General features: G+C 47.3%; 24 protein-coding genes. 11 read left to right on the forward strand and 13 right to left on the reverse strand.

Going from position 1 to position 22,640, the window contains the following annotated elements:
- Window positions 1-2: 2 nt before the first annotated feature.
- The 3 genes from AB6805_RS14860 to AB6805_RS14870 form a co-directional block, all read right to left on the reverse strand.
- Window positions 3-992 carry an amidohydrolase family protein gene (locus tag AB6805_RS14860; RefSeq protein WP_370910211.1) on the reverse strand — a complete coding sequence of 330 codons (990 nt, stop codon included), beginning with the start codon at window positions 990-992 and terminating at the stop codon, window positions 3-5.
- Between the two features lie 98 nt (window positions 993-1,090).
- On the reverse strand, window positions 1,091-2,095 hold the full coding sequence (locus AB6805_RS14865) for an SDR family oxidoreductase (protein WP_370910212.1): 1,005 nt from the start codon (window positions 2,093-2,095) through the stop codon (window positions 1,091-1,093).
- Between the two features lie 34 nt (window positions 2,096-2,129).
- The gene (locus AB6805_RS14870) at window positions 2,130-2,447 is read right to left on the reverse strand and encodes a hypothetical protein (protein ID WP_370910213.1); all 318 of its coding nucleotides are present in this window, start codon (window positions 2,445-2,447) and stop codon (window positions 2,130-2,132) included.
- A gap of 288 nt (window positions 2,448-2,735) precedes the next feature.
- On the opposite strand from AB6805_RS14870, the gene AB6805_RS14875 reads away from it, so the two are divergent.
- Entirely contained in the window at window positions 2,736-5,120 is a 2,385-nt protein-coding gene (locus tag AB6805_RS14875; RefSeq protein ID WP_370910214.1) for an ABC transporter permease, read from the forward strand.
- Between the two features lie 68 nt (window positions 5,121-5,188).
- On the opposite strand, the gene msrA is transcribed toward AB6805_RS14875, so the two are convergent.
- The 3 genes from msrA to AB6805_RS14890 are packed head-to-tail and all read right to left on the reverse strand — an operon-like array spanning window position 5,189 to window position 7,774.
- Window positions 5,189-5,680, reverse strand: a complete 492-nt coding sequence (gene msrA, locus AB6805_RS14880; RefSeq protein ID WP_370910215.1) for a peptide-methionine (S)-S-oxide reductase MsrA — start codon at window positions 5,678-5,680, stop codon at window positions 5,189-5,191.
- Between the two features lie 33 nt (window positions 5,681-5,713).
- Window positions 5,714-6,883 (reverse strand): acyltransferase family protein, encoded by a 1,170-nt coding sequence (locus AB6805_RS14885; protein ID WP_370910216.1) that lies wholly within the window; start codon window positions 6,881-6,883, stop codon window positions 5,714-5,716.
- Between the two features lie 39 nt (window positions 6,884-6,922).
- Window positions 6,923-7,774 carry a hypothetical protein gene (locus AB6805_RS14890; RefSeq protein ID WP_370910217.1) on the reverse strand — a complete coding sequence of 284 codons (852 nt, stop codon included), beginning with the start codon at window positions 7,772-7,774 and terminating at the stop codon, window positions 6,923-6,925.
- Between the two features lie 83 nt (window positions 7,775-7,857).
- Between AB6805_RS14890 and AB6805_RS14895 the strand changes: the two genes are divergently transcribed.
- The 4 genes from AB6805_RS14895 to AB6805_RS14910 all read left to right on the forward strand — a co-directional run bounded on the left by AB6805_RS14895 (window position 7,858) and on the right by AB6805_RS14910 (window position 9,931).
- Window positions 7,858-8,190 (forward strand): hypothetical protein, encoded by a 333-nt coding sequence (locus AB6805_RS14895; RefSeq protein WP_370910218.1) that lies wholly within the window; start codon window positions 7,858-7,860, stop codon window positions 8,188-8,190.
- 24 nt (window positions 8,191-8,214) lie between these two features.
- The gene (locus AB6805_RS14900; protein WP_370910219.1) at window positions 8,215-8,490 is read left to right on the forward strand and encodes a hypothetical protein; all 276 of its coding nucleotides are present in this window, start codon (window positions 8,215-8,217) and stop codon (window positions 8,488-8,490) included.
- A gap of 18 nt (window positions 8,491-8,508) precedes the next feature.
- The gene (locus tag AB6805_RS14905) at window positions 8,509-8,790 is read left to right on the forward strand and encodes a hypothetical protein (protein WP_370910220.1); all 282 of its coding nucleotides are present in this window, start codon (window positions 8,509-8,511) and stop codon (window positions 8,788-8,790) included.
- Window positions 8,791-9,232: 442 nt separating this feature from the next.
- Window positions 9,233-9,931 (forward strand): SMI1/KNR4 family protein, encoded by a 699-nt coding sequence (locus tag AB6805_RS14910; RefSeq protein WP_370910221.1) that lies wholly within the window; start codon window positions 9,233-9,235, stop codon window positions 9,929-9,931.
- A 2-nt stretch (window positions 9,932-9,933) separates the two neighbouring features.
- Here the strand turns inward: AB6805_RS14910 and AB6805_RS14915 are convergent, their stop codons facing one another.
- From AB6805_RS14915 to AB6805_RS14925, 3 genes are read right to left on the reverse strand one after another with little or no spacing between them, the layout of a single operon-like run.
- Window positions 9,934-10,650 carry a LytR/AlgR family response regulator transcription factor gene (locus AB6805_RS14915; protein WP_370910222.1) on the reverse strand — a complete coding sequence of 239 codons (717 nt, stop codon included), beginning with the start codon at window positions 10,648-10,650 and terminating at the stop codon, window positions 9,934-9,936.
- Window positions 10,650-11,675, reverse strand: a complete 1,026-nt coding sequence (locus tag AB6805_RS14920) for a sensor histidine kinase (protein WP_370910223.1) — start codon at window positions 11,673-11,675, stop codon at window positions 10,650-10,652. Before AB6805_RS14920 ends, AB6805_RS14915 begins: the two co-directional genes overlap by 1 nt.
- Before the next feature lie 13 nt (window positions 11,676-11,688).
- Window positions 11,689-12,906 (reverse strand): acyltransferase family protein, encoded by a 1,218-nt coding sequence (locus AB6805_RS14925; RefSeq protein ID WP_370910224.1) that lies wholly within the window; start codon window positions 12,904-12,906, stop codon window positions 11,689-11,691.
- Window positions 12,907-13,102: 196 nt separating this feature from the next.
- On the opposite strand from AB6805_RS14925, the gene AB6805_RS14930 reads away from it, so the two are divergent.
- Window positions 13,103-13,594 carry a DUF1905 domain-containing protein gene (locus AB6805_RS14930; RefSeq protein WP_370910225.1) on the forward strand — a complete coding sequence of 164 codons (492 nt, stop codon included), beginning with the start codon at window positions 13,103-13,105 and terminating at the stop codon, window positions 13,592-13,594.
- Window positions 13,595-13,616: 22 nt separating this feature from the next.
- Here AB6805_RS14930 and AB6805_RS14935 read toward each other — a convergent pair whose 3' ends face one another.
- Window positions 13,617-14,042 (reverse strand): hypothetical protein, encoded by a 426-nt coding sequence (locus AB6805_RS14935; protein WP_370910226.1) that lies wholly within the window; start codon window positions 14,040-14,042, stop codon window positions 13,617-13,619.
- Window positions 14,043-14,146: 104 nt separating this feature from the next.
- Here AB6805_RS14935 and AB6805_RS14940 point away from each other — a divergent pair, with 104 nt between their 5' ends.
- Together AB6805_RS14940 and AB6805_RS14945 are read left to right on the forward strand one after the other, a co-directional pair.
- Window positions 14,147-14,944 (forward strand): helix-turn-helix transcriptional regulator, encoded by a 798-nt coding sequence (locus tag AB6805_RS14940; protein ID WP_370910227.1) that lies wholly within the window; start codon window positions 14,147-14,149, stop codon window positions 14,942-14,944.
- A gap of 51 nt (window positions 14,945-14,995) precedes the next feature.
- Window positions 14,996-16,963: a M1 family aminopeptidase gene (locus AB6805_RS14945; protein WP_370910228.1), complete on the forward strand. Its 1,968-nt coding sequence runs from the start codon at window positions 14,996-14,998 to the stop codon at window positions 16,961-16,963.
- 10 nt (window positions 16,964-16,973) lie between these two features.
- On the opposite strand, the gene AB6805_RS14950 is transcribed toward AB6805_RS14945, so the two are convergent.
- The 3 genes from AB6805_RS14950 to AB6805_RS14960 are packed head-to-tail and all read right to left on the reverse strand — an operon-like array spanning window position 16,974 to window position 19,549.
- Complete coding sequence (locus AB6805_RS14950) at window positions 16,974-17,780, reverse strand: DUF6597 domain-containing transcriptional factor (protein ID WP_370910229.1); 807 nt, start codon at window positions 17,778-17,780, stop codon at window positions 16,974-16,976.
- A gap of 45 nt (window positions 17,781-17,825) precedes the next feature.
- Window positions 17,826-18,536 (reverse strand): LytR/AlgR family response regulator transcription factor, encoded by a 711-nt coding sequence (locus AB6805_RS14955; protein ID WP_370910230.1) that lies wholly within the window; start codon window positions 18,534-18,536, stop codon window positions 17,826-17,828.
- Window positions 18,533-19,549, reverse strand: a complete 1,017-nt coding sequence (locus AB6805_RS14960) for a sensor histidine kinase (RefSeq protein WP_370910231.1) — start codon at window positions 19,547-19,549, stop codon at window positions 18,533-18,535. Before AB6805_RS14960 ends, AB6805_RS14955 begins: the two co-directional genes overlap by 4 nt.
- Window positions 19,550-19,808: 259 nt before the next feature.
- On the opposite strand from AB6805_RS14960, the gene AB6805_RS14965 reads away from it, so the two are divergent.
- The 3 genes from AB6805_RS14965 (at window position 19,809) to AB6805_RS14975 (ending at window position 22,612) form a co-directional block, all read left to right on the forward strand.
- Complete coding sequence (locus tag AB6805_RS14965; protein WP_370910232.1) at window positions 19,809-20,603, forward strand: hypothetical protein; 795 nt, start codon at window positions 19,809-19,811, stop codon at window positions 20,601-20,603.
- 151 nt (window positions 20,604-20,754) lie between these two features.
- Window positions 20,755-22,095 (forward strand): MBL fold metallo-hydrolase, encoded by a 1,341-nt coding sequence (locus AB6805_RS14970; RefSeq protein ID WP_370910233.1) that lies wholly within the window; start codon window positions 20,755-20,757, stop codon window positions 22,093-22,095.
- Between the two features lie 136 nt (window positions 22,096-22,231).
- Complete coding sequence (locus AB6805_RS14975) at window positions 22,232-22,612, forward strand: VOC family protein (protein WP_370910234.1); 381 nt, start codon at window positions 22,232-22,234, stop codon at window positions 22,610-22,612.
- Window positions 22,613-22,640: the final 28 nt, after the last annotated feature.

Below are 22,640 nucleotides of genomic sequence, written 5' to 3' on the forward strand. Positions count from 1 at the left end.
GTTCATGAAGCCTGCAACCGGAGCAATTTATCTGCATTTCCATGGGCAATTTTTGCTACCTGCTCTGCGGGAAGCTGGATGTTATTTAAGAAGTCGATGCCCATCTGGTTCGTGCTGAAAGGATAGTCCACAGATAGCATAATGTTGTCGATACCAATCGTATCGAGTGCAATCTGAAGGGGTGGTTGCGTAAAGAAGCCACTTGTGGTGATATATAGTTGCTGCCGGAATGTATCGATCAATGTGCGTTGATTGCGCCCGCCATTGCCGGGTTGAAACGACCGGTTGCATCTCGCCCACATCATGGGTAACATTTCGCCCATGTGACCGATGATTATTTTTAGTTCCGGGTAAACGTCAAAGATACCCGCCACCAGCAGGCGTAGCACGTGAATAGCGGTTTCTGAATGCCATCCCCATCCCCAGCAGGCAATCGCATCAAAAGGCCCGGTATCATGCCCTATGTTGCTGTAATAGGCATCTATCACCGGTTTGGGTGGAAGACCCGGATGGATGTAAATAGGCACACCCAGCTTTTCAGCTTTTGCAAGCACCGGCGCAAATTTAGGAGCGTCCAGGAATTCACCGTTTGTAAGTCCCCTGATCATGGCGCCACGAAAGCCATAAGATTTTACGGTGCGCTCAAGTTCGTCGGCCGCCGCTGCCGGGGCGGTCATCGGGAGATGTGCAAATGCGGTGAACCTGCCGGGATAGTTGTTGATTTTCTCCGCCAGCAGATCATTGTATTTTGAAGCAAACGCCGGTGCGTGGTTGTTGTCCAGCAGGTTTACATCCGTATTTTCAACGGACAATACCTGCATGGATATCCCGGATTCGTTCATGGAATCTAACCGTTCACCGGCAATGTCGGCCAGTTTGGGCATCATTTGAATTGCCGCGGCTGATGGCCGTGTATTGCTCAGGGTGCCCGCAGGAAGAAGATGGGTCATCTCCGGGAAGGATACATGTTCTTCTAAGGTTACTATTCTCATTTGGATGTATTTGAACAATGCAAAGGAAAGATAGTAACCCTGGAAAATCAATGTTCATCCAGTGGTGATGATAGCACAATTCGCGGTAAAATAAATGATCAGGGCTGCCCGCCTCCGCCGGAAGCGCCGTAAATTTGCCCATTGGCATAACTGGCGTCAGCTGCTGCGAGTTGTACGTATATAGATGCCAGTTCTACCGGTTGTCCGGGCCGGCCCATCGCGGTTTGACTGCCGAATTTTTTCAGTTTTTCGGGTGTTGCGCCACCGCTCACCTGCAGCGGTGTCCAGATAGGACCCGGCGCCACGCCATTCACCCGTATTCCTTTGGGGCCGAGCTGTTTGGCGAGCGACTTTACATAATTCATGGTGGCTGCTTTCGTTTGCGCATAGTCATACAAATCCGGCGAAGGATCATATGCCTGCTCGGAGGTGGTGGCAATGATGACGGAGCCAGGTTTCAGGTGAGGGAGTGCCGCCTTTAGAATCCAGAATGGCGCATAAATGTTTGTCTTCATAGTGGCATCGAAATCCTCCGACGAGATATCGGCTAAGGTTGGCTTTGTCTGTTGACGTGCAGCGTTGTTAACAACAATGTCAAGCCCGCCTAACGCCTCCACCGCCTTCGATACCAGTTTCTGGCAAAACGCTTCTTCCCTCAGATCACCGGGAATGGCTATTGCTTTGCGGCCTTCCGCCTTGATCAGTGAAATGACTTCCTGCGCATCCGGTTCTTCTGTAGGGAAGTAGTTGATGGCTACATCGGCGCCTTCGCGTGCGTAGGCGATGGCGGCTGCGCGTCCCATGCCGGAGTCGCCGCCGGTAATGAGCGCTTTCCTGCCGGTAAGGCGACCCGACCCTTTATAGCTGGTTTCGCCGTGATCCGGTTTAGGATTCATTTTGCCGGCGAGTCCGGGCCAGGGTTGGGATTGCTCCTGGAAGGGCGGTTTCGGATATTTGGAAACGGGATCTTCCAGTCCTTCAGGGCCAGGTGCATTGGGAGTGGCGGCCTTTGTGCCCGCGATAGGGGCCACTGCTGCCAGCGCGAGGGTGGCACAGAGCCCGGTAACTACTGTTCTCCGGTCCATTAAATGAGGGTCTTTCATTGTAGTGGGTTGTCAGATGATATAATGGCGATGATCAGTCATTTTTATCTGTACTGTATTCGTTATTTTCTTCATCTTCTGCGCCGTTCCGCTCCTGGTCATCGTCGAGTTCTGCGCCGGGTACATCCAGGTCGCCGGCTTCGTTCAGTGGTTCCCCGTCGTCATCTACATTATCTACCACGGCTCCGCGCATACGTAATTCTTCCGAATAGGTTGGATCTGTGGTAGATGCTTCTTCCAACAGTTCTTTTTCTTCTTCGCTTACATCTGCATCCGCATCTGCCGTTGTTTCTTCCTCCGGCAAATCATCTTCATTGAGCAGGTCTTCGTTTAAGTCATCTTTATTAATCATAACCGCTGTTTTATGGGTGAATGATAATCTGTTCCAACAAAAGGCAGACCGGATAGCAGCAGGTGGGCAATGCAGGCGGAGGGAAGATTCCGGGCGGGTAAAGTTGTTGGAAATAGTAGTGAGATTTGGACAAATTGTAGACCAGCCTGATCGTTGCGGTGTCCATTTTCAGACACCGGTGTTCATATCCGGACAGATGCCTGAAAACGGAATCTTTCCAGATTGGCCACCAGTAAGTATTACAGGTGTGGCAGTATTATTGTTTTTTCAATGGCAAACCAGTTAGCTATGTTAAGAAATCATGCTAAAATTGCCTGGAGAAATCTGTTAAAAAATAAAACTTTTTCGCTTATCAATATTGTAGGATTATCGACGGGTATGGCGGTAGCCATGCTGATCGGTTTATGGATATACGATGAGCTTACCTTCAGTAAAAATCATGCGAATTACGACCGTATTGTATCTGTGATGCAGCATCAAACCTTTAACGGCGTGGTGGGTACGCAAACGGCTAATCCTTACCTGTTGGGAGAGGAGATCCGGGATAAATACGGCAGCGATTTTAAATATGTGGTCATGGCATCATGGCCCAACAAACACCTGCTGGCTTACAATAATAATATTGTTTCCCAAACCGGGAATTATTTTGAACCGGATTTCCCGGAAATGCTGACGCTGAAAATGCTGAAGGGAACCCGCGGCGGGCTGAAAGATCCTGCATCCATCCTGCTGTCGGCTTCCACTGCGAAGGCGTTGTTCGGCAATGCAGATCCGGTAGATAAACTGGTGAAACTGGATAATCAAACGCCGGTGAAGGTAACGGGCGTGTATGAAGACCTGCCCTATAATTCGGCTTTCCGCGACCTGGCTTTTATGGCGCCGTGGGAATTATACCTGAGCAGTCAGCCCTGGATCAGGGAGATGGACAACCCATGGCGATCCAATTTTACGCAAACCTATGCGCAGCTGGCGGATCATGCCGACCTTGAAAAAGTATCTGCTAAAATAAAAGATGTGAAACTGCGCAAGGTGCGCGCAGCAGACGCCGCTTTTAAACCCGAAGTTTTTCTTCATCCCATGAGCAAATGGCATTTGTACGCCGACTGGGATAACGGGAAGAATATAGGTGGCAGGATCCAGTTTGTATGGCTTTTCGGGATCATCGGTGTATTTGTGCTGTTACTGGCCTGCATCAATTTTATGAACCTGAGCACCGCCCGTTCAGAGAAGCGGGCGAAAGAAGTGGGCATCCGCAAGGCGGTTGGTTCCCTCCGGGGTCAGCTGATCACGCAGTTTTTCAGTGAATCACTTTTGCTGGCGGCTATCGGTTTTGTGGGAGCGTTGGTGCTGGTGCAGGTCGGACTGCCGGTATTTAACGAGGTAGCTGATAAGAAGGTAAGCATTCCGGTTGGCAGCCCGGTATTCTGGCTGGTTTGTTTCGGTATCACCTTATTCACGGGTCTAATAGCGGGCAGTTACCCGGCGTTATATCTTTCTTCTTTTGAGCCGGTAAAAGTACTGAAAGGTACTTTCCGGGCCGGACGTTATGCCGCTATTCCGCGGAAAGCGCTTGTGGTGATGCAGTTTACGGTATCGGTGATCCTGATCATCGGAACGATTGTGGTGTTCAGGCAGATTCATTTCGCCAAGAACCGGCCTACGGCCTACACCCGTGAAGGATTGCTCCTTATCCCGGTGTCTACCGGCGCATTGAAAGACCATTTCGAAGTGATCAGGAATGAGTTGACATCCTCAGGCGCTGTTACAGAGATGGCTTATTCTTCCGCGCCTACAACAGACGTGGATGCAATAAACAACGGTTATACCTGGAAAGGGATGGCGCCAGGTGCACAGGGGAATTTTGGCGCGGTAACGGTTACGCATGATTTTGGGAAAACGATCAACTGGCAGATCATATCAGGACGTGATTTTTCGAGGGATTTTGCTTCAGATAGCACGGCAATGATCCTGAACGAATCGGCCGTTAAGTTTATGGGGCTGAAAAATCCGGTAGGAGAAATTGTAAAAAAAGACGGACAGCCTTTTACCGTGATCGGTGTGATAAAGGATATGGTGATGCAGTCGCCATACGAGCCGGTTTTTCGGACTGTTTTCACGCTGGACTACAATGCTGCCAATGTGATCAATGCGAGGATAAACCCGGCTAAACAAACCGCTGATGCGCTGGCGCGGATTGAGGGTGTCTTTAAAAAATATAACCCTGGTATTCCTTTCGTTTACAGGTTTGTGGATGATGAGTATGCTGCTAAATTTGATGCAGAGCAACGCATTGGTAAACTGTCGAGTTTTTTCGCGGTGCTGGCGGTATTTATCAGTTGCCTGGGGCTTTTTGGCATGGCGTCTTTCATGGCCGAGCAACGGGTGAAGGAAATAGGGGTGCGGAAAGTTATGGGCGCCTCCGTTTTCAACTTATGGCGTTTGATGACAAAGGATTTTATTATGCTGGTTGTTATTGCTTTGGTGATAGCGGTGCCGGTGGCCTGTTACTTTATGAACAACTGGCTGCAGCGCTACGAATACCGTACGGAAATATCGTGGTGGATCATTGTAGCTTCTTCAGCGGGTGCATTGTTAATCGCCTTGCTGACGGTGAGCTACCAGTCGATAAAGGCGGCATTGATGAACCCTGTTAAATCGCTGAGATCGGAATAGTACAACGCTATTTATCTTTCTATAAAAAAAGGAGAAAATGAATCCACTTCATTTTCTCCTTTTCTATATTAATTTATTTTCCATTCGGGCCTTACAAAGTGGCAGGTATATCCATGCGGATGTTTTTGGAGATAGTCCTGGTGTTCTTCTTCTGCGTTCCAGAACGCTGTTGCCGGCACCACTTCTGTTACAATAGGTCCGGGCCATTTACCGGAGGCATTCAGTTCTGCGATTAAGGCTTTGGCTGTTTCCTGTTGCGCTTCGTTCTGGTAAAAGATAGCCGAGCGGTAGGAGGTGCCTATATCGTTGCCCTGCCTGTTGCGCGTGGTAGGGTCATGGATCTGGAAGAAAAATTCCAGGAGGGAATGGTATGATAACACGGCGGAATTAAAGGTAACCTCGATAGCTTCCGCATGGGTGCCATGGTTCCGGTAGGTGGCGTTTTGAACGTCGCCACCGGTGTATCCTACTACTGTTGAGATCACGCCTGGTAGCTGACGGATCAGTTCTTCCACGCCCCAGAAACAACCACCGGCAAGAATCGCTTTTTCAATATTCATATGTCTTTCCTCTTTTAATCATGTGAAGTTAAGTTATGCTGCGGAATCCTTGGTGAGAAGCGCCACATTTTTATGGGTAATGGCTTTCCGCTTATTCAGTATACGCTGCCGGAGCCGCAGGAACGGCGCCTCTACGGCCCTATTCAGGATGAATGCTCCCAAAACGGCCATGAGCAGGCATAGTACTAACATGAGGTTTCCCTTTGGCGCGATGCCTGTTTGTGCCAGCAGGGGCTGTACCAGGTGTATCACTCCTTTGTGCGATAAATACAATGCAAAGGACAGTTTAGCTATTAAGGCAGTAACCCGGCTGTTGTACCGGTACAATATGCCTGTCGGACTTACCGCTGCTATCACCATCAATCCATATCCTGCTGCCACCAGCGGGTAACCGAATATGGAAGCGTAAAAACTTTCCTGTTCATTGCACAGGAACCAGGCGCCTGTAAGCACCAGCAGGGACAATAATAAAATAACGTTTCCACGTTTGATGATCCACGCTTTTACTGCAGGTTTGAATGCAAACAGCGCGGCAATGGAAACACCGGCAAGCAGGCCATCAAGGCGGGTATAAGTGGGGTAGTACATGTGCCGGTACCAGATCACCCAGAAATTGTCCTGCTCTGTGTGAGGGGCAATCAATGCGTACCAGCAGTACAGCCGGATGCCGATACCCAATATAAACAACGCCGGCAGCAGGAATCCCGCCTTTCTCCATACCTTGAAATGGAGCAGCGTAACCAGTACCAGCGGGAAAAGCAGGTAAAAATGTTCTTCCACGCATAGGGACCATACATGAGAGAACGTGCCGTAGTTTTTAATGTCGAAATTGAAGTTCTGCGTAAAGGTCAGGAACTTCCATAGCGGCGGCAGGGCTTCTCTTTCGTGGAATGCCGGAAAAAGGAAGTAGATGGTAAGCACGACCAGGTAAGCCGGAATGATCCGGAAGAAACGTTTGATAAAGAACTCCGGGAGGGAAATGTTTTTCCCGGATGCCATGTTTACAAAGAGGGGATAGGATATAAGGTATCCGCTTAATACGAAGAACAGGTCTACGCCCGTCCACCCGAAGCCCATGATATTATCCAGCCATTGCGGATGTTGGAACATGCGGTAGTGATAGAACAACACCATGAGTATTGCCAGCGACCTTAAATGATCCAGTCCGGAGAGTTTTTTAACCGTTATATCGGTGTTTGTCATGAAAAATGCCTGTCTGTTGATCCTTGTAAAATACAGTCTTTAAAAGAGATATGCAATGGATGGGGGTGCACATGCCCTGGAATGCCCTATGGCAGGGCAAGGAGTAGGGGAAGGCCCGGAGGAGAGGTGGACTTGATCCCGTGTTGAGTTGGTGTTGACGCTGCTGCGGTTAACTTTATCCGGAGCGTACCGCAGTACCTGTTTTACACCGGCCAGGCGGTTTCCTTTGCGGGATTTTTGTTTGGTGACCGGCAGTACGACCGCTATTATATCGGCGGCCATAAACCGGCGGTTTAGTGTAGGGGTAGTGCCGTTAAATATTCTCACCTGGAGTGTAATGAGCAAGGTGCCTTTTCCGGGAGCGTTAGCGTCCAGTGTGGTGCCATTGAATGGTTCCTCTATATTTGTGAACAGGGAGGTGCTGCGGGTGCCGGTTACCTGGTGTGTAACCGGATTAATACGAACGGCGATTACACTGATCTCCAGCAGATCGCCGGCGGTTGATGGCGACCAGGTTTGTGCGGGAATAGCCAATGTACCATCCGCAGACAGCACCGGGAGCCGGGAGAAGAATTTCTCCACGCCGGTGTGGCGGTTGAACCGGAAGCCTTCGAGTTGTTGCAGGCGGTCCTTGCCGCCTTGTATGAGGGCTTTATTGAGGCGGTTTACCAGCGTACCATCGCGGCCAATGCTTAATTGGGGCGTTATAGCCTGCCGGATCAGTTTACCTGTTCTACTGGCGACGCCGAAATTCCGGGATGACTGCCGTGTAGCGGTGGTTTGTCTTACTTCTTCGGGCATGGAACGGACGAAGTAACTTCCGTTCCTCCGGTAACCAATGAGGTTACCCAATTTCCCTGTAAAAGGGAGTATTCCTGTTTGTTTTGCCATGGGTTAACTTTTTGATTAAAAATACGAAAAATTGTGGAGGTGAGAGAGGGTGTTGCTGGATAAGTATATAAACAAAAACACTGATGAAGGATAAAATAATAGTTGTACCTAAGGATAAAACCGCCAAAGACGCATTAATTTACAATACAGCAACTTCTGAGCAATTAATAGAAGTTACGCTAAATGAAATGGAGTATAAAGAACTGTGGGACACCGGTTTTTTTGATCTTATAAATAATATAGCAGGTATTAATATTGATGACTTTGAAGATGAAGGTATTGAAGATGTTGGGCGATTAAAAAAGGTCTTGACCAGTGGTATCTTTGCAACAAATGCCGTAGGTAAGGTTAACCAGATTAAATCTCTTTTTGAAGAAGCCGTTAAACGTAAGACAGGAATTTATTTTTATTTTTAAAACCCGATTCCATAACAATACCCCATGAAGACTATTTATAAAAGATTCTGGTTTGAATTTGATATAGAAACTGCTTTTGGGTTTCCTCCAGGAATAGGCGTTGGCTGTGGGGTAACTGCCTGCGATTACAATGACGCAGTTAAAATTTTGGACGAGAAAGTATTTAAAGATATAGACAGACCCCCTTTTAAGAAAATTGTTGAAAATGTTGATATAAGCACACTTAATCAGGGCTGGATAATTCCAAACATGCAACCACCGGTGTACCGGGGTGTTTGGTTTCCATTGGGATATGATTGAGAATAGATAATTTAAACAATGGCAATGATTGAAGCGTTTCCACAACTAAAAAATAATGAAGTGGCCTTGCTTAGGGCTAAACGGAAGACCGGTCATGTCATTGACGACAATTTTCAGCTAGCGGTAAGCATTTCACAGCGCGTTTTTACGGTGTTTGATGATGTAAATACAGCGCTTCATTTTGCAAAGGAAATTATTAAGAGGAACAACGATATTGAGGTATGTATATATGAGAAAGATAATGTCTTATTACATTTTATAACAGCAGATAATATTAATCCGGATATAAAAACGATGTAATAAATGATACTCAATCTGAAAAAAATAACTCCGCACATTCCCTTGCTTATCATTACCACATTAATGGTATATAGCATTTATACCGTGGGCACAAGCAATATAGCTTTTTCCTATGAGCATTATATTGGACTATCGCTGATTATAATCGGTTGGGCTGCATGGAGGTACAGTGCTTTTATAAATAAGGTAGCCACACTTTTGGCGCTAGTGCTGGCCACTTTTAGTATTGCTGCATTTACGCCGGTAATTACCAGTTACAGGTTGGGATTTTCAATAGGTCGTTCAGGATTGGATGTTGTGTTACAATTTTACTGCCTGTTTCTACTGGTATTATTTGTAATACTGAACTGGAATTTTTTTTACAAGCGTGGCTAAATATGATCCCATGAAAATATTCTCCATTGCTTCGTATATTGCAGCTGCAAATAAGTGAATACAGGCTATGCAGGCTCCTTACCTAATAGGACAAACAAAACCCTTAACCCCGGCTGAATTTCAGCAAATAACCGATACGGTAACATTTCCTTTGCCGGTGAGCTACCGGGATTTTCTTTATACTTACGGATTGGGAGCCATCAACGAACTGCTGATGATCCATCAACCCGATGAAGCGTATATCCGGTCTAATTTCGGGGAGTATATGGATTTGTGGGAGTTGCCGGAAAGTGAAGAACCTGCGGTGCTGAATGGGTTAACCATTGCGACTACTATTGATGGAGATATCATTGCTGTAATTGACGATAGCCAATATCCTTTTATTATCCTGCCGCGGCATTCAGATAAGATCCTGCGGTTTGCCGCCTTTGAGGAGGTGATTGATTACTACGATCACACGTATCATTTTTCGGGAGATGTATATTTCGACAGTTACTATCACTACGAGCAGGAGAACATTACTTTCGTTAACGGACCGGGCATTGATAAAGCATTGTTTGAAAAAGTACACCAGGACTTTCTTGCAGGCGTGCCATTCGATAAAGTTTATAATACGGAAAGGCAGCCTAAATATGTGATCCAGGAGATGGGCGGCTGGGTGTATTTTGATAATATCTATCAGAGTTCGGTGCGGATTAAGTACCAGTCGCAATACCGGCCGGCAGCAGATAAGGTCATACAGTTTATCCGGGACCGGATGAAATGATGTTATTTATTTTTCAGCAGCCTGTTGTTGACGATCTTCTCCAGTAATTCTTCTTTCTGATATTTACTGATAGGCACTTCATGATTGCCCATGTGTAATACATTTCCTTCAATGGCGCTGATATGATTGATGTTAACCAGGTAGGATTTGTGTGGTTGCAGGAACTGCCGCGCAGGTAAACTTTCCTGTACTGATTTCAGGGTTGCATGGGTGATTATTTTTTTGTCTGTGGTATAAATCGCCACATAGTTGCCCAAGGCTTCTGCAAATAAAATATCATTGAATATTACTTTCTCCAGCTTATTATCTGTTTTTATAAAGAAGTAAGGTTGTTCTTTGCTGATGTGCTGGGAGGAAAAATAATCAAATGCTTTGTTGGCGGCTTTGAGGAAGCGGTCGAATGAAATTGGTTTTACGAGGTAATCCAGTACATCCAGCTCAAAACCCTGTATGGCATATTGCTCGTATGCGGTGGTAAAAATCACTTTGGGCGGATGGGGATAGCTTTTCAGGAATTCGATGCCGGTGATATAAGGCATTTCAATGTCGAGAAACAACAGGTCCACAGGTTGTTGCTTCAGCAGGGTATTGAGCTGTATGGCATCTTCACAAACAGCTATTACCTGCAGGAAAGGCGTTTTCTGGGCATAACGTTGTAATCCTTCTCCGGCGAGCGGTTCGTCGTCGGTGATAATGCAGCGTATCGTTAATTGGTCCATTACCGGGTAGTGAGTTTTAGTTCAGCCAAAAAGCTATCGTCTTTAATTTGCGCCGTAAACGTATGTTTACCGGGGTACAACAGTTCCAGTCTTCTTTTCAGGTTATCTAACCCGATGCCTCCTTTTTCCTGGAAGCTGATTTTATCGGGTATTGAATTCTCTACACAAAAAGATATTTCATGATCCTGTTTTTTCAGATGGATATTGATATGAAAATTACCGCCAACATATTTAAAGGCATTTTCCACCAGCGGCAGAAACAGCAGCGGATATACCTGTTCATCGTGCAGGGTTTCATCAAAAAATACGTTGAGCTGCAGCCTGCGTGACGACCTGATCTTCTGCAGGGCAATAAAGTTCTGCAGGTATTGTATTTCATTCATCACGCTTACCGTTTGCTGCTGATCGTATAATTGGTAGCGGAGCAGCTCTGAAAAACGTTCCACCGTTTTTTTGGCTGCCTCCACATCCATATCCATCTGGAAATATATTGTGTTTAGCGCATTAAACAAAAAATGGGGGTGGTATTGTGCCCGCAGGAATTTGAGTTCTGTTTGCAGCTGGTCGTTGGTGATTTTCTCCAGCTGCAGCCGGTTATTGATATATGCCTGTAAAAAAGAGTTGCTTCTGCGTACCCCATAGTAGATGAGGCAATACAACAAAGGGATCACATTGATATCGATGAGATCGAACGATTGCAGGCCGTTGTCAGTGAAGGCGGCCATGGGCGTGAAAATAGCGTTTTGTATAAGTTGATTGATGATAAAGACGTATAACAATTCCTTCAGAATGATTTTATATGAGAAGCCGGCCTGACTTTTCTGATCGAAATAACGGAACAGGAGGTTGAAGATCCACACAAAAAGGTAGCCCATCAGCATACTGGATCCTATTTCAATCATGTTAACCAGTAATGGCCGGTACCAGAATTTCATTTCTGTGATGCTGTCCGTAAGCAGGCGGATGGTAAAGTATACCAGCAGGCCATACAATGGGGGAAAGAAATATTTCCAGAATATTTTCATGATAGCTGATTAATTATGCCACTTCAGGTTGTGCCGGTATTAACTTTGTTGCTTTAGACCTGCGATCTTTCCCTTCCCGTGCCGGTGGTTTCATGCCAAACAGGAAACGCATGATGGCAAAGGGTCTGATAAACAAATGGAAGATGAATATACTGATTAAAAAAGTAACCAGAACGGTAAAAGTGTATTTCAGTCCAACGCCATCGGGTACCTGCACCAGGTAATAAGTAAGTATTACAATAACCGTTTGATGCAGGATGTAGAACGGATATACGGCCTGGTTGGCATATGCCAGGATGGGCAGGGGTTTATTGAGATATTTTTTTGCGTAGCCAACAATCGCCAGTACCCACATCCAGGCAACAATGCCGCTTAAAGCCATATATACGTAGGTAAAGGGAGCATGTTTAGCATTATCGTTGAAGAGCCAGGGTTCCATTTTATTCCAGCGCAGGTAGTTAATGATCATAACGCCGGCGAAAGCGATGGCTAGTGAAAACCGGCGGTTCCGTTCCAGGCTGTCCATGAACAGGGGATTGGCAATACAGATAAATCCTGCCAGTACATAAAACAACCAGTAGAAGAAGTAACCATAGTCGTGTACCAGGTCGCCGGTTTGCGGGAACCAGATGAGCAGAAAGGTGTGTACCAGTGTTCCCGGGATGATGAGCAGGTAGATATACTGTTTGCTTCCCATCCAGTTTAATTTTTGAAGTAGATTTTTGCCTTTGCCGGAGATCAGCCATACGAAAACGGGCGCAAAAATGATATCATATACCAGCAGGTAAGCAATAAACCACAGGTGGTGCCAGCTCATGTTGCCGTGCGGATAGGCGCCGGTGGTAAACATGCCGGTGTAGAAGTCGAAGAAGTTGCCTTTAAAGCCCTGGGTGAGGCGCTCCATGTATACCTGTGGAGGAACAATGATCAGTATGCCTACCAGCAACGGAATAAACAGCCGCCGGAAACGGAGGCCGATGAAGCTGCCGCCGGAATTGCGCTGCAACATAAGATAGCTTACTGTGCCGGAAACAAAGAACAGCAGGGGCATGCGGAAGCGGTGGAGGAAGTCGTTCATTTCAAGCAGCATATTGCTGGTTTCTTTATTTTTTATATGCCATCCCCATTCAGACACATAGGGCATCGCGGAATGGAAAAACAGAACGCCCAGGATAGCGATGATGCGGAGCCAGTCTAAATACGCCAGCCGGGAAGAAGATATTGGTTGCATAGATAATTGTTTAGTGCAAACCTATCTGACCGGCGGCTTTCAGGAAAACATTTTTGACATGTGGACAGTTTCCGGTGTCGAAAAGTCATTCAGGGGCGGGGAAGACCAGCGAGAGGGAGCGCGCCGCCATCGTTGTATGAATTGGGTGTAATGAATAAACTTCAATAACTTTAAGGCTCGTTCCATCTCTGATATTATGGCTGCTACACCAATCGTCCGTCAATCATACCGCCTTGAGAAGATCCCTGGGAAAGGTGGATGGACTTTCGCCCGTATCCCCGAAATTACGCCCGATAAAGTGAAAGCCTTTGGGTTGGTAAGAGTAAAGGGGTTTATTGACGACTATGAAATAAAAAAATGCCACCTGATGCCTATGGGCAACGGGTTGTTATTTCTTCCTGTAAAAGCAGCTATCAGGAAGAAAATAAAAAAGAAAGAAGGCGATTGGGTGGAAATTACTCTGTTCCGGGATGATGATCCGCTGGAAATACCGGAGGAGCTGCAGGCTTGCCTGGAAGACGAGCCCTCAGCTAACCGTTTCTTTGCATCCTTGTCTGAAAGTGAGCAGAAGTTTTATATCGACTGGATTTATGCTGCCAAAAGAACGGAAACGAGGGTAAGCCGTATGACTAAATCGATCATCCGGTTATCGAGAGGATTAAAATTGTATGAAAGGGAACAAACGTAATCTGGATTACTGAGGAAGATTATTAAATGTAAAGGATCATTCCTGAAAAGGCCGACATGAAAGACACCAGTGTTTCTTTGGTGAAGCCTTCCCGGCTGTCAACCACGTATTTTGTTTTTTTATTGATAACAACTGCCAGGTGGTAGTAAGATGGGGAACGTGCGTCATCATGGTAGTTGCGCAATTCGAGGATAGTGCCGGCGATGGGGAAAATTTTCTCCCTGTTCTTAAAGCACTTCCTGTAGTTAATGAGCAACTGGCCGTTATCGATCTTCATGCTGTTAGTGAATGTGCGGATGGCTTTGGAGCGGATGATGTAAATCCAGAGGGGAATAGATAGCGCCCATACGCCTCCTTTAAAAAAAACGCCAAACAAGGGGGCATAAAATAAGTAGTTGTCGTTTCGCATCAGGTACCGGAAGTAGTTTCCGGAGGCATTAATTTCCATAAATTATTTCATCAGGCAGGGCAAAGGTAGGCCAATTGGTCGTAAAGAGCAATGATTAAAGTATCTTTGATAACCGTTACGCCTAAAGGATACGGCCCCGTTTTATGAGTATTATCCTGTCGCCAGGTAATTATTTTGGCAAAGAACAACAGGTCAGCGAGAATGCGTCTTTCCGGCTGAACATTACGGCATACCAGCCGGATGTGCAGATCCGTGAGCACTATCATGAAAATGCGTACCTGAGTTTGCTGATCAGCGGCAGTTATGAAGAGAGGAGTAAAAAAACGGAGAGCGGGGTGGTTCCCGGCGAAGTGCTTTTCCGGCCGGCCGGATACAGCCATGCCAACCACTTCCAGGCAGTAGGCGGCAGGTGTTTGAATATAGAATTTAAGCCAGGCGGATTGCAGGAGCTGGAACTGGATCATTTGCTTCCCCGCACCGCGGCGATCTATAAAACCGGCACATTCGATTACCTGTACCGCTTGTTGTATGCCTTTGTACAGGATCCGGGCAGTTCATTACCGGAAGAACATATTATCAACTGGCTGTGTGAATACACCAATGACAAGATGCCTGAACGCCTGCCCTGGCTTCCCAAGGCAAAAGAGATCCTGGAAAATGAATTTGATACTCATCATACTATTCAATCGTTAGCCGCGCGGGTGTTTGTACACCCCGTTTACCTGGCCCGTGCCTTTAAAGAAAGGGAGGGGATTACGCCCGGCGAGTACCAGTTAAAGATGCGGGTGCGAAAAGCGATGACACTGTTGTTCACCACTACATTGCCGGTAACAGATATTGCCTTTACCGCCGGTTTTTCCGATGCTTCCCACCTGGTGAAGTGTTTCCGGTTGTTTTACCGTACTACTCCCCATAAATTCCGGGCATTGCTAAAAAGTTAATCCGGTACCATTTTATTTGTGGCGCCGGCCGTTACTTTGTAGAAAAAGAGTATGCGCCGATTGATCGTCTTTTTATATTTGTTAGCACCGGCATTATTATCAGCACAGCGTAACCTGGATTACCAGTTGCAGGTAAAAGCGGACCTGGTAAAGAAGTCGTTTTTTGTACAGGGCGGATTTAGTTTTGAAACCGACACGGCTATTGCCGACTCAGTGGATATCGTCATCAGCCAGGGCGCAGGACCGGTAACGTTGCAGTTGCAGGGTGCTGCCGCCGTAATGGATACCAGCCGCAAGGCTTCCGGGGATATTATTTACCGCTGGCATTTCCGATCCCCACTGCCGGCAGGAACGGCCCTGCACTTTACCTGTGCGTATGAGCGGGGTGGTGCGCCGGCGTTCCAGTATTATCTCGACAGTACCTTTTGTATGGCCGGCGGTTACGGCGCTGCGTGGTATCCACAGGTTACAGATGGCGCAGGTAATCATACCCGTGGTACTGGCACCATTGCTGTTACCACTTCCGCTAACGCGATGCCTATAATGGCTGCAAGTACGGTGACAGTGACCGGACACACCTATACTTTCCATTATGCACAACCGGATATTTTCTCACTTTATATCGGTAATTACACCCGCCAGGAATATAAAGGGCAGCGGTCTTTTTTTACTTACAGTTTAAGTAAGGGTGTTGATGGCAACGATTTAAGCCGCAAGTCCGCTGCGGTGCTGGACTACCTGTCGTCGCAATTTGGTCCGCTGGACATCCCTAACTTTTCCATTATTGAATACCCCGACTATGTGGCTGAAATCACAGGTATTGGCGGCGCCAGTATTTTGGGTGGTGTGGCCATGCCTACCGGGGCACTGCGCGAATTTAACTATGCGCTTTTTGGTCATGAGATAGGTCACCAGTGGTGGGGCAATAAAGTATTATCGGCCGGCAGTAAAGGTGAGGCCATGCTTTCCGAAGGACTGGCACAATATGGTTCTTTGCAGGTGGTGAATCATTTCGACAGCGCCCATGCGATGGCCTACCGTAGAACCGGTTACCCCGGCTATATCAGTGACCAGTGTGGGTTAGGCTATCTTAAAAACGTAGCTGCCGGCAATGATGAAGCGTTGGTGTCGTTATCAGGTAATAATGGTCATACTATTGGCGACAGTAAAGGGTTTCTTGCCCTGGAACTACTATCCAATACCGTTGGCAAGGCCGTCTTCCACAAAGCGTTGCGCACGATCGGCGATAAATATAATCGCAGTGGCATTACGTGGGACGGCTTCCAGATGGAAGTGGAGAAGGCGCATGGCAGCAATTTGCAATGGTTTTACCGCCAGTGGTTTGAGCGGTTGGGCGCACCTTCCTGGCAAAGTAGCTGGCAGCAACAGCAAAATAAACTGCAACTCAGCATTACGCAAAAAGACAGTATATACCATCTCCCGCTGGAAGTGCTGATCACGTATAGCAACGGAACCACTTCACTGCAGCAAGTCACTATACGCGACCGCAGCAATCAGCTGCAACTGCCGGTTAATGGCGAAGTAAAGGAGGTACAGGTAGATCCTTATTTTAAAGTGCTTCACTGGGACGACGCGCTAACACCGGAGGCGCTTGCCCAGGCAAAAGTGGTGCGGGTGATGAACCTGCGCCGTCAGCAAAAAAATGACGAAGCCATGCAGCTGGCGCAATCCTATATTAAAGAAGGTTTTCCCGATGATCAGTACAGTGTGGAGTTTACACTTTTTTACCACATGGGGCGTATTGCTGCCATGCAAAATAAACCGGCGGAAGCATTGGCCTATTATCAGCGTGCTTTGCAATGCGTATCACGCGCACCAGACCTGCTGGCTTATACTTATTACCGGATCGCTACGCTGGCTGCTCAGGGGAATGACGATGCGCTCATGCAGTGGGCGGCCGCTAACGCCGTGAAAGCAGATGCTGCCCGCAATAAATCAGATGGCATGGAAGCAAAGGTGGCGGGGTTGTTGTCGTCGACAGTAGCGAAAACAAAATGATGGAAGCAAATCAGATCAGCGTAACCGGATAGGGGGATACTTTGTAAGAGGCAGGAGAAACGCCGGTGAAGGATTTAAATTCCCGGATAAAGTGGGATTGATCGAAATACCCGCATTCATAAGCAATGGCTGTGAGGGAAAGTTTGTGTTGCTGCACCAGTTCCAGGCTTTTCTGGAACCGGTGCAGCTTTGTATAAAATTTTGGCGGAACGCCGGTATATTGTAAGAAGAGTTTATGAAGATACCGGGAAGATATAAGATGTTGCCGCGCGATACTTTCAATTTTTGCATCAGCGTCCGGCTGCTTCATCTGGTGGATGATATTGCCCACCATAGCGATGTTCAGCGGTTTCCGGTTTACTTCCTGTAACCTGTTTAACAGGAATTGTGCCACCAGTTTTATTTGCCGGTCCAGGTTTTCTTCTTCCAGCAGTTTCATATGCAACTGGTGGATGGACTTGCCCAGCATATCTGCAGGGTCGTTCACCTGGTCATTCAGCAGCATGATATCTTCCTGCATAAAAAATGCGGCGGTATGAGGGTAAAATCTCACGCCCAGCATTTTATTATAGCTGCCTGCTGCTTTCACGGGAAGGGGACGGGTAATCTGGCCCCAGAGTTCAATTTTAGGGGTGTTTTGAAAGATATTATTGCTGGCTGTTTTCCAGGTGGCTGTTCCCAGGTTGAAGATAATTTCCATATGACCGCCGGGAAATACTACATCGTCGATAGCAGTGTCTGCCTCGGATTCAAAATGGTAGTAACATTTTACATATGGTTTTAACAGTTGTTCCGGAAGGATTTCCCTGTATATCATTTTGGTTGAAAATTGCGGTAACTGCAATTTAAGTAAAATACCGGTTTATAAAAAACGCTGTTGTATCATTTCCATAAATGCGGGCCGGAATTTGTCGCTTAGCGGAATACGTTTGCCGGCGATGAACAGGTGATTATCCTGGATTTTGTCGATCCGGCTGGTGTTTACAATGTAGGAGTTGTGTACCCTGATAAAAGGCGGCGGTAGCTGGCTGGCAATTTCTTTCAGGCGTTTGTAAACCAGTATTTCTTCCCGCAGGGTAACGATCCTCACATATTCTTTTTCTCCTTCAATGTATAGTAGTTCAGAGAGTTTAATCTGCTGGAGGGTTTTGCCGGTTTTTACAAAATAGTAATCGGCGGAAGGCGCCGGAGCGGCGGTTTCCGGCATACGGGGATGCATAAACGCTGTTTCTATTTTTTGCCGGGCAGCCAGGAAACGTTTGAGTGTAATGGGTTTCAGGAGATAGTCGACCGTTTGAAAATTGTAGCTGGCGGCGGCATATTCCGTATAAGCGGTGGTGAACACAATTTTCATTTCCGGCGGCAGCAGTGCGGCCAGTTCCATGCCATCGAGCCGGGGCATGTTGATATCAAGGAAAATCAGGTCTGCCTTATTGCTTTTGAGGAACGTCAGCGCTTCCAGCGCGTGATAGCATTTGGCGATGAGCTGCCAGTCGGTGGTTTGCTGAATATGCAGTTCCAGCAAATTTACCGCATTGGGTTCATCATCCACAATCATACATTTCAGGCTCATAACGGAATGGATAAAAAGGCGGTGAAATAATTTTCTGACCGGGTGGTTTGCAGGATGAAGCCGGCGCCATACAACAGGGTAAGGCGTTTCCGGAGGTTGTCGATGCCGGACCCCAGCGGATGGTTATGTACCGGCTGTTGCGGTAAGCTGTTGCGGGTGGTGAAGAGTAACCTGTTTTCCTGTTTCACGAGTGAAATATCAATGTGGTTTTGTAAACTGGTTTTATCAATTCCATGTTTGAAAATATTTTCTACAAAAGTCATTAGCAGCATCGGCGGAATGCTGCATCCGCCGGGTACCTCGCGGGTAAATTGCAGATCAATATCGTGCCGGATGCGGATGCGCTCCAAAGCTATATAATTTTCCAGGAAGTTTATTTCTGTGGAGATGTCTACCTGGTCCTTCGGACTTTCATCTACAAAATACCGCATGATATCCGACAGCCGCTCAATGAGTGCGGCGGTTCGCGGCGCTTCCAGGTAGGCTTCATAATAGATGTTGTTAAGGGTATTAAAAAGAAAATGCGGCTGCACCTGTGATTTCAGGAGGTTGAGCGCTGCTTTTGTGTTCTGTAAAACCAGTGCGGCGGCCTGTGCTTTCAGCTCAAAGTAAACGATGGCCATCCGGAATACAAAGCTTAGTAAAAACAACATCGGGATGCCGGTCATATACCGGAGCATGATTTTTATGGAAACGGGTTCGGGTTGCGAAGTGAACCAGGTGTTATAGATCCAGCTGAGAAAGAAGCCCCTGGATAATCCCGCCACCAGTAAAAACAGCAGCACGGCTATAACGTATACCGCTATACGGCCTTTTAAATAAAGCCGTGGATAGAGCCAGCTGATATTGCCATAAATGACCAGCGCATAAAAAAGGGTGTTGAACAGTGAAAAAATGGCTGCCTGCCAGAAGCCATCTTCCGGCAGCATGGAGAAAAACATCATCAGGAAAACAACCAGCCAAAGCGCCCATTGCACTTTAGTGGCTGCCGGCATACGACTTATCAATTGCATGCCTCAATTTACGAAGCTTTTGCGCTCATTGGCCCCCGTACTGTTCAGGATTCAATAAATACCGGTAATGGCTCAACGGGCAGGCCCGGAAATTCAACGATGGCTGGCGATGGGTAAAACCGCCTGGTTATTAAAAATACAAGGTTTGTTATTGAAATCATTTTTTTGACAGACCGGAAACCGGGAATCTTTGAGCATAATTACACGTCCGTACGCCCTCCGGCGGCGGATATTGAAAACTTTAAATTCCCTGATAGATATGCAACCTAAACGTTTCCTGGTCCTTTCGGTACTGTTAGTCACCATTGCCATGCTCCCCGCTTTTGCACAAACCGATACAGTTGATCAGCAACATCACCGGCTGAATACAGCCTTCCTGAAGCCAGGAGTAAAACAATACCTCGTGTACTTCCAGATGCCTTCCCGCAGTAATTGGCTGGACCTGAGCCTGTGGGTGCGGGAGATTGAGAAAACGAGCCGCAACAATGAACCGGTATTCCGGATCACCCAACACTGGTATGGGAGTGACACCGCCCGGTATCTCGAAAGTATTTCCTATAACAGCGTGGCCGACTTTTCACCCTTGTATCATGCACAAACCAGGGGCGGGGAGCAGCAGGCTTATCGCTGGACGACTAATGGGATCAGCGGCGACACTGCCACCATGAACAATAAAGCAGCGGATTTTAAGCTGGCATTTGACCGTCCCAATTATAACTGGAATCTCGACATTGAAACGTTTGAAATGCTGCCTTTAAAGGCAGGCAAAACCTTTGCCATCCGGTTTTACGATGCAGGGCTGGAACCTCCTGCATATGTGATGTATAAAGTAACCGGCGGTGAAGTGCTGCAGACATTGGATCAGCGGCCGGTGGACTGCTGGAAGCTGTTGACCGAAGGAGATTCGCCCCGGGGGCATTACTCGCAAACATTCTGGATCAGTAAAGCGGGACATGAATTATTAAAAGAAGAAGATTCCTTTGGCGGCTTTTACCGGTACAAGGTAAAGCTGCCGGGCGCGGCGCCTTACCTGCAGTCCCGTTTTGTAAAGTAACCCCTGTGAATAATTTGCGCCCCGGAACTCCCGGGGCGTTTTGCATCTCCCGAAAACAAACAAATAAGGGTAACTGGTGATAATACTGATTGTCGTAACTTGTATGCTTCATTCCGGACGCATGCAATTACCTCATTAAAAATAAACAGTCATGGATATCCAACAGTTTGAAGACAAGGGATTGGCGCAGTACTCTTATGCTATTTACAGTGAAAAGTCGGGGGAAGTGATTGTGATAGATCCGGCGAGGGATGTTGCGCCTTACCTGGCGTATGCAATGGCATTGAATGCAAAGATCACCGGTGTTATTGAAACCCATCCGCATGCGGATTTTGTGAGCGGACACCTGGAGCTGCACCGCGTTACGGGAGCCACTATTTATTGTTCGAAGTATACCCATGCAGCTTACCCGCATGTAACTTTTGATGATGGTATGCGGATGATGCTGGGGGATATTGTGCTGAAAGCATTGAATACACCCGGTCATTCGCCGGACAGCATCAGTGTGGTGCTGGTGTATAAAGCAGCGCCCAGGGCTGTATTTACAGGCGATACTTTGTTTGTGGGCGATTGCGGTCGTCCGGATCTCCGGGAAAATACCGGCAATGTTATTGTGAGCCGCAATGAACTGGCCAAGCAAATGTATCATTCCCTTCATGAAAAGCTGATGGTGCTGGCGGATGATGTACTGGTGTACCCGGGACATGGCGCCGGTACGTTATGTGGTAAGTCGCTCGGCGATGCCGACAGCAGTACGATTGCCGCTGAGAAAGTGAGCAACTGGAGCCTGCAGCCGATCACGGAAGAAGAATTTGTGGTGGCGTTATTATCGGAGCAGCCTTTTATTCCAAAATACTTTCCCTATGATGTAGCTGTAAACCGGGAAGGAGCGCCGGATTTGCAGGCTTCGCTGGACAAGGTGGAAGTCGTAAAGGGCGTACCGGCGTTTGAGCAAAATATTGTTATAATAGACAGCAGGCCACAGTCCGGTTTTAAGCAGGGTCATTTGCCCAATGCAATTAACCTGCAGAATGGCGGAAAATTTGAAACGTGGCTGGGTAGCATGGTGGCGCCGGAGGAATCGTATTATTTGCTGGCAGAGAACGAAGCGGAGCTGCAGGAGGTGATCCGCAAGGCGGCTAAAATTGGTTATGAGCGTAATATCAGGGCCGCGGCGGTTTATACAAAAGGAACCGAAACAATGGCGCCCATACCATTGGCGGATTTCCGGGAACATCCGGAGCAGTATACGGTTGTGGATATACGCATGCCATCAGAAATAGAGGAGGAACCGCTTTTTGAGCATGCGATGCTCATTCCATTGGATCAGCTACGGGAACGGGTATCCGAAATCCCGGCAGATAAGCCGGTGGTGGTGCATTGTGCCGGTGGCTACCGAAGTGCGGCGGGCAGCAGCATTGTAGCGGCCGCATTAAAGACGCAGACACCGGTATATGATCTGGGAGAAGCAGTGAAAGAATTTATGTCGTAATACACCCGTTATTTGCCCTGTTTACCCCCTGTAACTGTGATATAATGGTGATATATTTATAGCTGCATATGCAATGGAGCAGGCCGCTGTGCGGGGGGGCACTGCATTTATTCTTCACCTGAAAAAAACAGTTATTATGTTTGGGAAAACAAAAGCATTCAGCAGTTTTTCGGTTAATGATCTGCAGCAGGCAAAGAATTTTTACCAGGAAACGCTGGGAATAGAAGTAGTATCAGCCGGCAAAGAGCCGGTTATCACACTTAAAATTGCGGGTATACCATCGGTTTGGATCTATGAAAAACCGGATCATACGCCTGCTACCTTTACGGTGCTTAACTTCCAGGTGAGTAATGTGGAAGAAGCTGTAGACCAGCTGACCGCAAAGGGGGTAAAGTTCCAGCAATATGAAGGGGAACTTAAAACAGATAAGAAAGGAATATTCCGCGGAGGCGGGCCGGTGATAGCCTGGTTTACGGATCCTGCCGGCAATATACTTTCGGTTGTGGAGGAAGGCTAACCACGTGTTAACGTAATAGCCATTTGTT

The organism is Chitinophaga sp. RCC_12, from assembly GCF_041360695.1.
GTDB lineage: Bacteria > Bacteroidota > Bacteroidia > Chitinophagales > Chitinophagaceae > Chitinophaga.